Source organism: Pseudomonas sp. FP198 (assembly GCF_030687895.1).
Classification (GTDB): Bacteria; Pseudomonadota; Gammaproteobacteria; order Pseudomonadales; family Pseudomonadaceae; genus Aquipseudomonas.
This window is the reverse complement of sequence record NZ_CP117452.1, coordinates 2941461-2956505: the sequence shown is the minus strand read 5'-3', so window position 1 is coordinate 2956505 and position 15045 is coordinate 2941461. Positions and strand designations below refer to the sequence as shown.

Below are 15045 nucleotides of genomic sequence, written 5' to 3'. Positions count from 1 at the left end.
CGGAGGCAACTTTCGGATATCAGGGGATATGGATGCGCAACAAGCGGTTGGGATGGAAGTCAGGGTTCTGCTTGACGATTGTTGTGTTCATGGACGTGCAGGCAGCGACTCAAGATTGCCCCTCCATCGTCTCGCCCTTGAAGCGGCTGGAGTGTTTTGATTTGGCCGCTGGTACGCCCATTCATCACGCACCAGCGGCACCACGTGCCCTGGGCCGGGTACTGCCGATTGTCGATCTGGTCCAACGCAATGAAGTCAAGCGTCCACCCGAGGACCAGCGTTTCTTGCTGTCGTCATTCCCGGAGCCGGACAACGACCGGCTACAGCGGCTGGTGATTTCTGCCCCGGCCCTGGGGGCGTTGCCGCCTCGGCCGTACCTGGCCATCAGCTGCGAATCGCAAATTTCCCGCCTGCAATTGGTGTTGGATGAACCGGCCAAGCCCAACAAGATTCGCGTTCAGCTGTTCAAGGACGAGCGCCCGGTTTCCGAGGCCTATCAGTGGCAAGTGCTGGACGATGCCGGCCTGGTGGTGGATGCCGGACGTGGGTTACAGGCCATTGCCTTGTTGCGCAACATGGGCGGCGGCCAACGCCTGAGACTTGAAAGCGACTACCCCAGGCTGCACGGCTTGGTATTCGACGCTCAAGGGCTGGGCGAACTGATCGAGCAGGAGCGCCAAGTATGTCGCTGGTGATCGACGTGCCGGCGGACACCGTCAAGCTGCTGTTGACGCCCATCGATCCCGAGCAAGCCGCCGGCCATTTTGATGTCGAGGATGAAACCTACCAGGCCATCGACCAGGAAATGGTCAAGCTCGGTGGCCTGCGCGAGGGCGATATCGACTGGGCGTATATCGACGAAGCCTCCCGCGAGTATCTCTGCACCCAGTGCAAGCACTGGCGGATCGTCGCCCACCTGCAAGTGGTATGGCTGCGTACCCGGCAGTGGGCGCGCTGGGCCGATGCCCTGAGCTTGATAGCCGGCATGGTCGAACTGTATTGGGACAGTGCCTACCCCAAACCCGGCCCGATGGGATATTTGAACAAGCGCAAGCTGGTGCAGCGTTTATTGGCTGACCTTGGGCAGGTGTTGCCGACCCTGGAGCGCAGCAGTTTTGCGCCTGCCTATCAAGCCGCGGCAGGATTGGCCCTGGCCAAGCTGCAACGCTGTGTCGAAAGCGCCAGGCTCGATCCGGCGCAGCTGGATACGTTGCAACGTCAGCTGGACAAATACAGCGAGCCGGTTGTTGCCACCGCGCCCGCTCGTACGGCCACCTCCGGCAGCGTGCTGGAGTCAGCTTTTTTCCCCAGCCCCAAACCGCAAGCGCCCAGCAACGAGCGTGAACAACGCCGCGCCGTATTGAACATGGCCGAGCAGATCAATCAGCAGGACCTCTACGACCCTACCGGCTACCAATTACGACGCTACGGCCTGTGGTCGCATTTGCGCACTGCACCTCCCATCACTCGCGACCGTCGTACCGAATTGACGGCCGTGCCCAAGGATATCGTTGATGGTTACCAAGATGCGCTGAACCATAACGCTCTGGATCTGAACCTGCTGCTGCGCCTCGAAAAAAGTATCTGCGCTTCACCGTATTGGCTGCGCGGCAGCTACCTGGCCGCCCACGTCGCCTCGCGCCTTGCGATGGAGCAAGTGGCAGGCGCCATCCGCCAGACCTGCGAGCGGTTTGTCTGCCGCCTGCCGGCCCTACTGGAGTTGTGCTTCAGCGACGGCACGCCGTTTGTGGATGCGCAGACCCAGGCCTGGATCAGCGGCGCCGATCAGGCGCAAACCACCGGTAGCCCGGTGCAGGAGTACGCCGGTCTGCGCGACGAACTGGCCAGTCAGCTCAACACCGAAGGCGTGGAAGTGGTGCTGCTGCGCCTGCAGGAACTGCATGCCACCCATGACGCCCCACGTCAGCGCTGCTACGCCACGGTGATTGCCGCCGACCTGCTGGCATCGCGAGGGTTGTCATGGCTGGCGGACGACCTGTACGCCAACGTAGCGCGGCTGATGCGCGATACCACGGTGCAGGGCTGGGAGCCGGAGTTGTACCGGAAAGTGGCGCAACCCATCGACGACAGTCATTTGATCAAAGCGGTTAAGGAGTAGGAGCGATTTATGGGGATGGTCTGGGGTTACCTCAAACGCTGGGGCCTGCCGGTGCTGCGCCAGTTCAACCAGGCGGTGCCAGTTTTGGTGCTGCTGGGCATGGTGTTCTTGTTGATCGCCATCTGGTGGCTGGGCCCGCAGTGGACCTGGCGTGAGCATCAACCGCTGAGTGAACTGACGATGCGCATCTCGGCCAGCGTCGTGGTGCTGGTGGTGCCGTTGCTGATCTGGGCATGGCGGGTGCGTAATCGTTATCAGCGTTTGCAGCTTGAACGCCAACATGAGACCGACGTACAGGCCGACCCCTGCCTGCCTTACATCGAGGCGCAGGAGCGGGCGCTGGACCGCAGTCTGGGCAATCTGTTGAACAACATGGAGCGCCGCCGTTCGCTCTATCAACTGCCGTGGTACCTGGTGCTGGGCGAGGAAAATGCCGGTAAGACCAGCCTGATCACCCGCTCCAACCAGAGCTTTTCTCTGTCTCATGTGACCAAGGTCGGTGTCAGGGCGCATCAGGAAGAGCAGTTGGCTTATCCGGTGGACTGGTGGATCGGTGATGAGGCGGTGTTGATCGACCCTCCGGGCGAGTTTCTCAGCCATCCGGAGCCAACCGGTGACGATGCTGCGCAGTGGAGGGCAGTGCAGGGCAAGGTCAAACCGGTATTGCCCGCTGGCATCCACCCGCGCCTTTGGTCGCACCTTCTCGACTGGCTGACGCGCAACCGCAGCCGTCGAGCGTTGAACGGCGTGGTCCTGGTGATCGATGTGCAGGTCTTGTTGGCGCAACGTCCCGAGCAGCGCAAGGCTCACGCCAACCTGCTGCGCACCCGGCTGTTTGAGCTGACCAGGCAGTTGGGCACGCGCTTGCCGGTGTACTTGACGCTGAGCAAGTTCGACCTGCTGGAAGGCTTTGAAGAGTTCTTCGCCCGCTTGTCACGCAGCGGGCGTGAAGACCTGCTGGGTTTCACCTTCAGCTTGGACGCGGTGGATGATTTCGATGCCTGGCTGGCGGAACTGACGCGCCATTACCAAACCTTTGTCGTCTGCCTGAGCGAACAGGTTTTCAATAGCACCAGGGAGTCGCGCACATTGGATGAGCGTGATCGCTTGCAGGCGCTGATGCATCAGATGGCGGGCTTGCGCCCGGCCCTGTTTGGCTTCCTCAGTGAGATGCTCGGCAGCGATCGTTTCACTACACCGGCGCTGGTGCGCGGGCTGTATTTCTCTTCCGTGTTGCAGCAGGGCACCCTGAGCAATGCCTTCGTCAAAGAAGCAGGGCAAGCCTATCAACTGCCGCCACCGCCACCCGAAGTCAAACCAGCCGGTGGCACAGCCATCTACTTTGCCCAGCAACTGTTCCAGCGGGTGATCTACCCCGAAGCGGGTCTGGCGGGTGACAACATCAAGGTGGCCCGCAGCAAGCGGCGGTTGCTGATCGCCGGATTCATTGTCGCCTTCTTGGGCTGTTTGGTCGTCATCGGCACCTGGCAGTTGTACTTCAACATCAACCGCGACAAGGCTGCCAGCGTCTTGGCCAAGAGCCAGGACTTCAGTGGACGAGACATTGACGCCAGGGTCGACCCCACCGGTCGCAATCTGTTGGTCCCGCTGGATCTGATCCGCGATGCGGTGCAGGTGTATGGCGACTACCGTGAGGCGTGGCCGTTGCTGTCGGATATGGGGCTGTATCAGGGGAGGGCGATTGGCCCGACGGTGGATGAGGCCTATCTGAATCTGCTGTCCAAACGCTTCCTGCCGGCGATTGCCAGCGGTGTGCTGGATACCATCAACGCCGCGCCCTCCGGCAGCAATCAGCAACTGGCGGCCTTGCGCGTCTATCGCATGCTCGAAGAGCGGCAAAACCGCCGTCCGGCCATCGTAGAAGAATGGGTCGCCAAGCAGTGGCAGCGCGCCTATCCGGGCCAGGGTCAGTTGCAGGCCGACTTGATGGGGCACCTGGGATACGCGCTGAAATATGCCGATGCCGATCTGCCGCACTACCGTGAGCGCATTGCCCAGGTGCAGCAGCAATTGCGCCAGTTGCCCATGGCCGAACGGGTCTACGTGAGCCTGAAACAGGACGCCCTGGAGCGGTTGCATCACCCGTTGGACCTGCGCAATGAGGTCGGCCCCGCGTTCGATATCGTCTACCGTCCACTGAACACCGATCAAGAGGGCAGCGGCCTGCAATTGCCGCCGCTGCTCACCGCCAGGGGCTTCAAGGACTACTTCGAGCCCGGCAGCGAGGGCATCATCGAGCTGGCCATGATCGACCAATGGGTGCTCGGCGAACGCCAACGTCTGGACTACTCCGATGAAGATCGCAAAGTGCTGACCCAACGTATCCGGGCTCTCTACAGCGCCGACTATGTGGACAGCTGGCGACGGGCGCTGAATCAATTTGCGGTGACTGACTTCGATGACCTCAGCCACGGCGTGGCCGTTTTGGAACAGGTCACCGGCCCGGCCGCACCGCTGCGACGCTTGCTGGAAACCCTGCGCGACAACAGCGTGATCTACCCTGCCGTGAACTTGATCGAAGGGCAGGCGCCGCTTGCGCTGGAAAAGGTATCGGACGGTCAGCAGCAAGCGGCAGGTATTCGGCGCGCGTTCTCCAGCCTGGCGGAGCTGATCACTGCGCGAGGTGAGCAGCCGTCCTATTACGAAGGAACCCTGCGCTCGGTCAGCGCCGTTTATGACTACGCCAAGGCCGTGCACGACAATCCGGATCCCGGTAAAGCGGCGTTGAAAACCGTACTCAACCGCTTCTCCCTGGACGGTGCTGACCCGATTGCCAACCTGCAACGCGTCGCCGTGGGTCTGCCCGAACCGCTGAACCAGCACGTCAAGAAACTCGCCGACCAGACCTCCCAGGTACTGGTTATTGCCGCCTTACGCGAACTGGAAAAACGCTGGGACAGTGAAATCTACAGCTTCTACCGTGAGCGCTTGGCGGGTCGGTACCCATTCAAGGTCAGCGGCGAGGACGCCTCGCTGGAGGACTTCGAAGCTTTCTTCGGCCCACAAGGGCGTCTGCAGCAGTTCCACGATCAATACCTGAACGTATTTCTCAAGGACAACCTAGACGCCCTGTATTCAGACAGCCTCGGCGGCTACCTGGTACGCAGCGACGTACTGGCACAGCTCAAGAAGGCGGAGCGCATCCGTGACACCTTCTTCAACCATCGCGGCCATCTGGCCGTACAGCTCACCATCGAACCTCTAGCCCTGAGCGCGACCCGCCTGAGCAGCATGCTCAGCGTCGACGGCCAACTGATCCCCTATCAGCACGGCGCGCCGCAACGCACGGGACTGGTGTGGCCCAACAGTCTGGGCAACACCAACGGTAGCCAGTTGACCCTGGTGCACAGCACCGGCAACACCGCCAGCATGAGCTTTCGCGGACCGTGGTCACTGTTTCGACTGCTCAGCCGCGGGCACCTCAATGGAAGAACCGATACCAGCGTGGACCTGACTTTTGCTGTCGCCGATGGGTTGATGCGTTATCGGATTGGAGCGGAGAAGGCCAACAACCCGATTACCCAGCGCAGTTTTGAAGGGTTTGTATTGCCGCGGACGTTGCTGGAGGAGCATCGATCAAAGAAAGCCGTAAGCGAAGTTGAAGATGTCGCCGCAACAGCGCTCAACGATGAGCGCCTATAAATCAGCTGCCAATTAAATTTGCCGGTGCAAAGAGCGCTCTACTGTGGCCACTGCTCCAGCAGGATCGAGACGAACTTCTCCGCGGCAGGCGACAGCGAAGCCCCTCGTCGATAGACCAGGCCCAATGACCGGTTCACCACCGGCTCGATCAGCGGCACGCTGACCAGTGTTGGATGGTCCCCGGCAGGCATTGCCAGGCTGGGCATCGCCGACACCCCGAGGCCGGCCTCGACCAGGCCGAGGGAGGTGGACAAATGCTGCACTTCGTAGAACCACTGCGGACGCCAGCTCAGGCCAGACAGCGCGTGATCGAGCAGCATGCGGTTGCCGCTCAGGCGCCCGACCCCGATCAATCGATAATCGCTGAGTTCCGACCAGGTTACGGCGCTGCGTCCAGCCAGCTCGTGGTCGCGCCGGCAGGCCAATACAAAGGGTTCGTTGACCAGCGGCACGAATTCGATGTCCGGGTGCTGGCCGCTCATCATGTTGATGCCGAAATCGGCTTCGCCGCGCAGTACTGCCTCCAATCCTTCGTTGGCGCTGAGGTCGAGCAGGCGGATGCGGATCTTAGGGTAGCGCTCGTTGTAGAGCCGGATCACCGAAGGCAGGAAATAGAACGCCGCCGTCGGGATGCAGGCCAGGGTCACCCGGCCGATCTGTCGTTCCGCCAGCTCGCGGATGTTGAGAATCGAGTCGTCGAAATCATCCAGCAAGCGCCGCGCCTTGGGCAGGAAATCCCGCCCGACGCTGGTCAGGCTGACCTTGCGCGTGGTGCGATCAAGCAGGGCCGTGCCCAAGCCTTCCTCAAGCTTTTTCATGCGCCGGCTCAGGGCCGGCTGGGACAGGTGCAGCGCATCGGCGGCTTCATGAAAACTCCCCAGTTCGGCGATTTTCACGAAAGATCGGATGTCCTGCAGTTCATATTCCATTTTTTATCTCGCTGAGCGGGGCTGTGAACACGCCCCGAATCGTAGATTAATTCTTTTGTGAAACGCAATAATAACTCCGATCTTTGCATTGGAATCACTTTTTAAACCCTGCCACTCTTGTGTCCAGAACATCAATTATCCAGATTGATCAACAAGAGTTAGTGTTCATGCAACGAATTCCTTGTGTACTCATGCGCGGCGGCACGTCCAAAGGTCCGGTATTTCTCGCCTGGGATTTGCCTGCGGTGATCGCCGAACGAGACGAGTTGCTGCTTAACCTGATGGGCTCCGGTCATGAGCTGGAAATCGACGGCATCGGCGGTGGCAGCCCGCAAACCAGCAAAGTGGCGATCGTCAGTCCTTCGCTGCATCCGGAGGCCGATGTGGATTACCTGTTTGTGCAGGTCATGGTGTCCCAGCGGCGGGTCGATACCGCGCCCAACTGCGGCAACATGCTCTGCGCCGTCGGCCCGTTCGCCATCGAGCAGGGCCTGGTCAAGGCGACAGGCGAGCTGACCCGGGTGCGTATCCGCAACCTCAACACCGGCACATTCGTCAACGCCGAGGTGCAGACTCCGGAAGGCAAGGTCAGCTACGAGGGCGACACCGCCATTGATGGCGTGCCCGGCACGGCGGCGCCAGTGCAACTGACCTTCCTCGACGCCGCGGGCAGCAAGACCGGCAAACTCTTCCCGACCGGGCAACCCCTTGACCTGATCGACGGCGTCCCGGTGACCTGTATCGACATGGCCATGCCGATGCTGATCATCGAGGCCAGCCAATTGGGCAAGCGTGGCGACGAAAGCCCGGCCGAACTGGACGCCGACAAGGCCTTCCTGCAACGCCTGGAGTCGTTGCGACTGAAAGCCGGGCTCGCGATGGGCCTGGGCGACGTCAGCGACAAGGTGATTCCCAAGCCGGTGCTGGTGTCCGCGGCCAAGAGCGGCGGGACGATTCAAGTGCGCTACTTCATGCCGCACAACTGCCATCGCGCCCTGGCGATTACCGGCTCGATCGGCCTGGCGACGGCGTGCGTGACCGACGGCAGCGTTGCCGCCAACCTGCTTGGCGGCGCCAGCGAACCGCGCTTGCAGCGGGTGCGCATCGAGCACCCGAGCGGCGGCATTGACGTGGTGTTGTCCTACACCGGCGAAAAGGGTGAGACCATCCGTGCGTCGGTGGTCCGCACCGCCCGCCGGCTCTTCTCGGGCTTCGTCTACGCCACGGTTTCCCGGCGCCTGGCCGGATAGTCCAGGCCGTTTTTGTCATTGCATCAGCGACTCCATAACAACAAGAGATCTGACATATGCTCGCTTTACTTGGCTTGGCCATGGTGGTGGTCTTTACCTTCCTGATAATGACCAAACGGCTGTCGCCGATCGTCGCCCTGACAATCGTGCCGATCGTCTTCGCAATACTGGGCGGGTTTGGCGGAACCACCGGCAAGATGATGCTGGACGGCCTGAAGATGGTCGCGCCGTCGGCGGCGCTGCTGCTGTTCGCGATCCTGTTTTTTGGCCTGATGATCGACGCCGGCCTGTTCGACCCGCTGATCCGCAAGATTCTCAAGCGCGTCAATGGCGACCCGATGAAGATCGCCGTGGGCACCGCACTGTTGTCATTGCTAGTGGCCCTGGACGGTGACGGCACGACGACCTACATGATCACCTGCGCCGCGATGCTGCCGCTGTACAAGCGCATCGGCATGAATCCGATGATCCTGGCGACCGTCTCGATGCTGTCGCTGAGCATCATGAGCGGCATGACGCCCTGGGGTGGCCCGGCGACCCGCGCCATCGCAGCGTTGGGCCTGGATGCCGGCGAGTATTTCGTGCCGCTGCTGCCAACCATGATCGGCGGCGCCGCCTGGGTGGTGTTCACCGCGTACCTGCTGGGCCGCGCCGAGCGCAAGCGCATTGGCAACATCCAACTGCAAAGCGGTGGCGGTGATTGCTACATCAAGGCGATTCTTGAAGACACGCCGCACAAGCGTCCGAAGCTGGCCTACGTCAATCTGCTGCTGGTGATCGCGGTGATGGTCGCGCTGGTGATGGGCCTCATGCATTCGGCGATCCTGTTCCTGATCGGTTTTGTCCTGGCGCTGGTGATCAACTATCCGCAGCTGGATATCCAGAAGGAGCGCATCCTCGCTCATTCGGGCAACGCCATGACCGTGGTCTTGCTGGTGTTCGCGGCGGGCATTTTTGCCGGGATCTTTTCCGGGACCAAAATGGTCGATGCCCTGGCGCAGACCCTGGTCGACTGGATCCCGCCATCCTGGGGCCATCTGTTCCCGCTGGTGGTGGCGATTACCAGCATGCCGCTGACGTTCGTGCTGTCCAATGATGCCTACTACTTCGGTGTGGTGCCGATCCTGGCGAACGCCGCCGCTGCCTACGGCATTCATCCGGTGGAAATTGCCCGGGCATCGATTCTCGGTCAGCCGGTGCACCTGATGAGTCCGTTGGTGGCCTCGACCCTGTTGCTGGTGGGCATGGTCGACCGCGACCTCGGCGACTTCCAGAAAGCCACCCTCAAATGGGCGGTGCTCACCTCCCTGGTGATTACCGCGCTGGCCCTGCTGACCGGGGCGCTGACGCTGTTCTCCTGAGTCACCCGACAACCTTGCTGCTTGCCTGACGCTCCCCACAGGGGGAGTGCGCTGGCCTGCGCGCCAAATAACAACAATGAGAAATCCGACACATGAGCAATTACCTGACCCGCGCGGCCTGGTTTCCGATCCTCGGCCTGTTGCCGCTGTCCACGGCCAGCGCCGAAGGTTTCATCGACGACAGCAAGTTGAAGCTGCAACTGCGCAACGTCTACTTCAATGAGAACTTTCGCGACGAACATGGCATGAGCGCGCGGGCCGCCAGGACCGCCAAGAGCGAACGCACCGAATGGGCCCAGGGTTTCCTGTTGGATTATCAGTCAGGTTATACCCCGGGCACCGTCGGTTTCGGCGTCGATGCCCTGGGCCTGCTTGGGGTCAAGCTTGATTCCGGGCGCGGGCGCAGCGGCACCGGCCTGCTGCCGGTGCATGACGACGGGCGCGCCGCCGACGAGTTTGCCAGGGCCGGCATGACCGCCAAGGCCCGGGTGGCCAAGACCACCCTCAAGCACGGCACCTTGTTGCCGAAGAATCCGCTGTTGATCTACAACGATGCGCGCCTGTTGCCGCAGACCTACCAGGGAACGCAGATCAACAGCAGCGACATCGACAACCTCAGCCTGACTGGCGGGCATCTGCAGCGTTTCAAACTGCGCGATTCAAGCGACAGCATGCCGATCGTGCCCGACGGTTATGGTGGCGATCAGTCAGGCGACTTCAGCTACGCCGGCGCCGACTACAAGTTGGGCAAGACCCTGCGCCTGAGCTACTTCTATGGCGAGCTGGAGAACTTCTACCGACAGAACTTCGCTGGCATCCAGCACGACCTGCCGCTTGGCCACGGGGTTCTCACCAGCGATCTGCGCTACTTCAACAGCGCCGATGCCGGCTCGGCCTACGGCGGGAACCTCGATAACGACATGCTCAGCGGGCTGCTGTCGTATGCCGTCATCGGCCACACCTTCAGCGCCGGCTACCAGAAGCTCAGCGGGGAAGGAGGCTTGCCTTATATCAGCGGCGCGACGGTCTACTCCTTCAGCAACGCCGGCATCGGCAAGTTCATCGAGGAAGACGAGAGAACCTGGATGCTCGGTTACGGCTACGACTTCGCGCGCCTCGGCATTCCCGGCCTGACGTTTTCCAGTCGTTACCTCAGCGGCGATGATGGCAAATCCGACAGCGCCGTGAAGGAATGGGAGCGGGATGCAGAAGTGGCCTATGTCGTGCAGCAGGGCACCTTCAAAGGGCTGGGTGTGAAACTGCGCAACTATGTCTATCGCGCGGATTTTGCCAGGGGCCGTGACAGTAACCGTCTCTACCTGACCTACGATATTGCGCTTTGGTAACGGCCTGGCCGGCGCCGAGGGCGGAAATGGGGCATGACGAAATCATGGCGTTCCCTTACACCCACTTGAACGTCTCCCCCAACGCAGCCTCTGACACTAGTACAGGGCGCACGCACGTCGCCCATTCACCGCGCGGAGGCTAGGTTCACATGAAGATTCTAATGGTCCTTACATCTCACGATCAGTTGGGCGACACCGGCAAGAAAACCGGCTTCTGGCTGGAAGAATTCGCCGCTCCCTATTACGTGTTCGTCGATGCCAAGGCCACGGTCACGCTTGCGTCGCCGAAGGGCGGGCAACCACCGCTGGACCCCAAGAGCGATGAAGAGGACGCCCAGACTGATGCAACCCGTCGCTTCGGCGCCGACAGCCAGGCCCAAGCGGCGTTGGCCAACACCGTGCCGCTGGGCGAGGTCGACCCCTATGACTTCGATGCGGTGTTTTATCCCGGCGGTCATGGCCCCCTGTGGGATCTCGCCGAGGACACCGACTCCAAGACCCTCATCGAAGCGTTTTACGCGGCCAATAAACCCATCGCAGCCGTCTGCCACGCGCCCGGGGTATTCAAGAACGTCAATGCCCCGGACGGCCAACCCGTGGTCAAGGGTAAAAAAGTCACCGGTTTCACCAACTCCGAAGAAGAGGCGGTGGGGTTGACCCAAGTGGTCCCGTTCCTGGTGGAGGACATGCTCAAGGCCAAGGGCGGCGAGTATTCCAAAGGGGCGGACTGGGGCAGCCACGTGGTCGAGGATGGGCATCTGATCACCGGGCAGAATCCTGCCTCGTCCGAAGCGGCCGCCAAGGCGCTGCTCAAGCGGTTGGAGGCGGAACAGGCGGGTTGAGTCAGGTTTATTGAGCGGCTTATTCGGCGCCTGATACTCAAGGGTGCGGGTACGAAGGGCTTTGATTGGTAATGCTGTGAGTGAAGGATGTCGAATCCTTGTGGCGAGGGGATTTATCCCCGCTGGGCTGCACAGCAGCCCTAAAACCCGCCACCACGGAGTGTTAGGTTGCACGCCTTTAACCTTTTGGGTCTGCTTCGCAGCCCAGCGGGGATAAATCCCCTCGCCACAGATTCATATGCTTCATTAAATACACCGCATCAGGGCTTTCATAGGGCGATCAGCCGAACCCGACGATCGCCTTGGTTTCCAGATATTCCTCAAGCCCGAAGACGCCGTACTCACGGCCATTGCCCGATCGCTTGTAACCACCGAACGGCGCCATGGGATTCCACGCGGGGTAATTCAGGAGCACTTGCCCGGCGCGGATCCGAGAAGCCACCGCGCGCGCCAGGTCAAGGTCTTGTGACTGGACGTGGGCGCCCAGCCCGTAGACCGTATCGTTCGCAATAGCCACCGCCTCGTCGATCGTTTCATAGGCAATGATGCATAGCACCGGCCCGAAGATTTCCTCTTGGGCGATGCGCATGGCGTTATCCACTTCGGAGAACACTGTCGGGCGGGTGTAGTAACCCTTTTCAAAACCGGGCACGCGTCCGAGACCGCCGCAAAGCAGTTTTGCGCCTTCGTGGAGGCCGGTCTCGATCATCGCTTGCACGCGATTGAACTGGGCTTGATTGGCAATCGGGCCGAGTACCGTCTCCGGCGATTGCGGATCGCCAACGATGATGGCGTTGGCGGTTGCGGCCGCCAGCGCTTCGACTTCAGCCAGTCGGTCCTTGGGAACGATCATTCGGGTTGGGGCGCTGCATGATTGTCCAACGTTGCGCAGCGCCGCCAGCACGCCGGCCGGGACGGCTTTGGCAAAGTCCGCGTCGGGAAGCAGTATGTTCGGCGATTTACCACCCAATTCCTGGCCGACCCGTTTTGCCGTCGGGGCGGCCGCCTGCGCCACCAGCGTGCCCGCGCGGTTTGAGCCGGTGATCGAAATCATGTCGATATCAGCGTGTTCCGCCATCGCCGCGCCGACCACATGGCCGCTGCCGTTCACCAGGTTGAAGACCCCCGGTGGCACGCCCGCGTCATGCACCACCTGTGCAAACAACAGGGCGCTCAGCGGTGAAAGCTCACTGGGCTTGAGCACCACCGTGCATCCGGCCGCCAGCGCCGGGGCGACCTTTGCGGTGATCTGGTAAAGCGGCCAGTTCCAGGGCGTGATCAGAGCGCAGACGCCTATGGGTTCGCGTCGGATTGCGGTCGTGCCCTCGAGCGTCTGGAAACGATAGGTGGACAGCAGATCCCGCGCGACCCGAACGTGTTCGGCCGCCAGGGGTACCTGCATTGCCCGTGCGGCAGCGATGGCCGAGCCCATTTCCAGGGAGATCGCCTGGGCAAACGCTTCTTTTCGCTCAAGGATAAGCTCATGGATCTTGCCCAGCAGCAGCGCGCGCGACGCCGTCGAGGTGGCAGACCAACCGGCAAACGCGGCGCGCGCCGCTGCCACCGCCCGATCAATATCCTCGGCAGAGCCGCTGGCGACCTGGGCGACCACTTCTTCGGTCGCCGGGTTGACCACCGCCAGGCTGGCCGGGTTGGCCGGCGCAGTCCAACCGCCATTGATATAAAACCGCTGAGCCGATTGCGGATCAACACTGTAGCGATTCGAAGATTGAGTAGTCATCCAAGGCGTTCCTTTAGAGCGGCATGTCGAGTCTGCTCAATAAGCTAACAAAGCGGCCCGGACAAAATATGCCGTTGTTCAAGTGCCCAAAGGAGAATCTGCCGTATCTGCCAGGCTAACTTCCCATTAACCATGGCCTGCCAGGCTCTGACGCCTCCGACCGCAACGCCCGGGTTCGGAGCGTCCCGCAAAGTCTGCTGAACAGGTCGGGCAAAACGGTGCTTTGTACCAGGCGGCCTATACTTTTAGCCGTTCATGCACGGTTTCATGGTGTTGTAATAACGCCACCGCTCACCGCCCTTCAATGGACATCCCAAAATGCCTGCACCGTTAACTTCCGTAGAGACGAATTCTGAACTGCCGACGCACGCTGACGTTGTCGTGATCGGCGGCGGCATTATCGGAACCTTCACGGCCTACTACCTGGCCAAGCGCGGCATGAAAGTCGCGCTGGTGGAGAAGGGGCGCGTGGGTGCGGAGCAGTCGAGTCGAAACTGGGGTTGGTGCCGTCAGCAGAATCGGGACGCTCGCGAACTGCCGCTGTCGACCAAGAGCCTGGAACTGTGGGAACAGTTCGCCGCAGAGACCGGCGAGGACACCGGATTCAGAAGGTGCGGTTTGCTCTATCTGAGCAACAACGAGACAGAGCTGGCGGGTTGGGCAAAGTGGGGTGAGTTTGCCCGTACCGTCAATGTCACAACACACATGCTGACGGCGGAGCAGGCCGCTGAACGGGGCCGGGTGACCGGCAAGTCCTGGAAAGGCGGGGTCTTTTCGCCGAGCGACGGTACGGCAGACCCGTCCCGTGCCGCTCCGGCGGTTGCGCGGGCGATCATCAAGCTGGGCGGCACGGTGCATCAGGGCTGCGCTGCCCGTGGCGTCGAGACCGAAGGCGGCCGGCTATCCGCGGTCGTTACCGAAAAGGGCACCATTCGCACCAAGCTCGCGGTGCTGGCCGGTGGCGCATGGGCGTCCTCGTTCTGCCGCCAGTACGGCATCCGGTTTCCCCAGGCGTCCATTCGCCAGACGATACTGTCGGTCTCCAAGGGCGCCGAAGAGATACCGGACGCACTCCACACGGATGAGGTCTCCATGACCCGTCGCTCTGATGGCGGTTTCACGCTGGCTATCAGTGGCAGGGGGCGCGTTGACCCGACCCCGCAACTGTTGCGGTTCGCTCCGCAGTTCCTGCCGATGTTCCAGCGCCGCTGGCGCAAGCTGGCGCCCGGCGGCCTGCAAGGCTTCCAGTCGGGGCATGAAGGCCTGGGCCGCTGGCGGTTGGACCAGCCAACCCCGATGGAGCGGATGCGCATCCTCGATCCTGAAGCCGATGCATCGGTTGTCGAGCTGACTTACAAGCGCGCGGTTGACCTGATCCCGATGCTGAAAACCTCGTCAGTCACCGCCGCCTGGGCAGGTTATGTGGATAGCACGCCTGATGGCGTCCCGGGTATCGGCGAGATAGCGAGCCTGCCTGGCCTGGTGCTGGCGGCGGGGTTCAGTGGCCATGGCTTCGGCATCGGCCCTGGCGCGGGGCATCTGATTGCGGACATTGTCAGCGCCATGACCCCCTTGGTTGACCCGCGTCCCTATCACCCGGATCGATTCCGGTCTTCAGCCTGGGGCAAAGTCGCGGAGTTCTGAGGCCAGTACAAATCTCACCGGCAACACAAGCAACGGGCGCATCCTCAGGGAATGCGCCCGTTCTCGTTGGCGGGGTGGATTCTGCCGCTGGCGGCGGTTCGACGGGTTTTTTGCGCACCATAAATGGCCGCGAACACCTTGGAAAAGGTG

General features: G+C 61.6%; 10 protein-coding genes. 8 read left to right on the top strand and 2 right to left on the bottom strand.

Translation table 11 applies throughout. The features are described from left to right. Nucleotides 1-161 precede the first annotated feature (161 nt). From PSH78_RS13510 to tssM, 3 genes are read left to right on the top strand one after another with little or no spacing between them, the layout of a single operon-like run. Nucleotides 162-695 carry a type VI secretion system-associated protein TagO gene (locus tag PSH78_RS13510; protein WP_305494685.1) on the top strand — a complete coding sequence of 178 codons (534 nt, stop codon included), beginning with the start codon at nt 162-164 and terminating at the stop codon, nt 693-695. Beyond that, the gene (gene tssA / locus PSH78_RS13505; RefSeq protein ID WP_305494683.1) at nt 683-2119 is read left to right on the top strand and encodes a type VI secretion system protein TssA; all 1437 of its coding nucleotides are present in this window, start codon (nt 683-685) and stop codon (nt 2117-2119) included. Before PSH78_RS13510 ends, tssA begins: the two co-directional genes overlap by 13 nt. A gap of 9 nt (nt 2120-2128) precedes the next feature. Continuing rightward, nucleotides 2129-5782 (top strand): type VI secretion system membrane subunit TssM, encoded by a 3654-nt coding sequence (tssM, locus tag PSH78_RS13500; RefSeq protein ID WP_305494681.1) that lies wholly within the window; start codon nt 2129-2131, stop codon nt 5780-5782. A gap of 38 nt (nt 5783-5820) precedes the next feature. On the opposite strand, the gene PSH78_RS13495 is transcribed toward tssM, so the two are convergent. Beyond that, nucleotides 5821-6711 carry a LysR family transcriptional regulator gene (locus tag PSH78_RS13495; RefSeq protein ID WP_024777250.1) on the bottom strand — a complete coding sequence of 297 codons (891 nt, stop codon included), beginning with the start codon at nt 6709-6711 and terminating at the stop codon, nt 5821-5823. 167 nt (nt 6712-6878) lie between these two features. Here PSH78_RS13495 and PSH78_RS13490 point away from each other — a divergent pair, with 167 nt between their 5' ends. The 4 genes from PSH78_RS13490 to PSH78_RS13475 all read left to right on the top strand — a co-directional run bounded on the left by PSH78_RS13490 (nt 6879) and on the right by PSH78_RS13475 (nt 11510). Further along, the gene (locus PSH78_RS13490; protein WP_305494674.1) at nt 6879-7961 is read left to right on the top strand and encodes a 4-oxalomesaconate tautomerase; all 1083 of its coding nucleotides are present in this window, start codon (nt 6879-6881) and stop codon (nt 7959-7961) included. 56 nt (nt 7962-8017) lie between these two features. Continuing rightward, nucleotides 8018-9322: a CitMHS family transporter gene (locus PSH78_RS13485; protein WP_305494673.1), complete on the top strand. Its 1305-nt coding sequence runs from the start codon at nt 8018-8020 to the stop codon at nt 9320-9322. A 92-nt stretch (nt 9323-9414) separates the two neighbouring features. Then, the gene (locus PSH78_RS13480; RefSeq protein ID WP_305494672.1) at nt 9415-10668 is read left to right on the top strand and encodes an OprD family porin; all 1254 of its coding nucleotides are present in this window, start codon (nt 9415-9417) and stop codon (nt 10666-10668) included. 149 nt (nt 10669-10817) lie between these two features. Next, on the top strand, nt 10818-11510 hold the full coding sequence (locus PSH78_RS13475) for a type 1 glutamine amidotransferase domain-containing protein (protein WP_305494671.1): 693 nt from the start codon (nt 10818-10820) through the stop codon (nt 11508-11510). Nucleotides 11511-11790: 280 nt separating this feature from the next. Here PSH78_RS13475 and PSH78_RS13470 read toward each other — a convergent pair whose 3' ends face one another. Beyond that, on the bottom strand, nt 11791-13251 hold the full coding sequence (locus tag PSH78_RS13470; RefSeq protein ID WP_305494670.1) for an aldehyde dehydrogenase family protein: 1461 nt from the start codon (nt 13249-13251) through the stop codon (nt 11791-11793). 318 nt (nt 13252-13569) lie between these two features. Here PSH78_RS13470 and PSH78_RS13465 point away from each other — a divergent pair, with 318 nt between their 5' ends. Continuing rightward, nucleotides 13570-14895, top strand: coding sequence for an FAD-binding oxidoreductase (locus tag PSH78_RS13465; RefSeq protein ID WP_305494669.1), 1326 nt, complete (start codon nt 13570-13572; stop codon nt 14893-14895). The last annotated feature ends 150 nt before the right edge of the window (nt 14896-15045 follow it).

Coding starts and splice junctions, on each gene's coding strand:
- tssA (WP_305494683.1), top strand. CDS start 683: ATGTCGCTGGTGATCGACGTGCCGGCGGACACCGTCAAGCTGCTGTTG.
- tssM (WP_305494681.1), top strand. CDS start 2,129: ATGGGGATGGTCTGGGGTTACCTCAAACGCTGGGGCCTGCCGGTGCTG.
- PSH78_RS13495 (WP_024777250.1), bottom strand. CDS start 6,711: ATGGAATATGAACTGCAGGACATCCGATCTTTCGTGAAAATCGCCGAA.
- PSH78_RS13490 (WP_305494674.1), top strand. CDS start 6,879: ATGCAACGAATTCCTTGTGTACTCATGCGCGGCGGCACGTCCAAAGGT.
- PSH78_RS13485 (WP_305494673.1), top strand. CDS start 8,018: ATGCTCGCTTTACTTGGCTTGGCCATGGTGGTGGTCTTTACCTTCCTG.
- PSH78_RS13480 (WP_305494672.1), top strand. CDS start 9,415: ATGAGCAATTACCTGACCCGCGCGGCCTGGTTTCCGATCCTCGGCCTG.
- PSH78_RS13475 (WP_305494671.1), top strand. CDS start 10,818: ATGAAGATTCTAATGGTCCTTACATCTCACGATCAGTTGGGCGACACC.
- PSH78_RS13470 (WP_305494670.1), bottom strand. CDS start 13,251: ATGACTACTCAATCTTCGAATCGCTACAGTGTTGATCCGCAATCGGCT.
- PSH78_RS13465 (WP_305494669.1), top strand. CDS start 13,570: ATGCCTGCACCGTTAACTTCCGTAGAGACGAATTCTGAACTGCCGACG.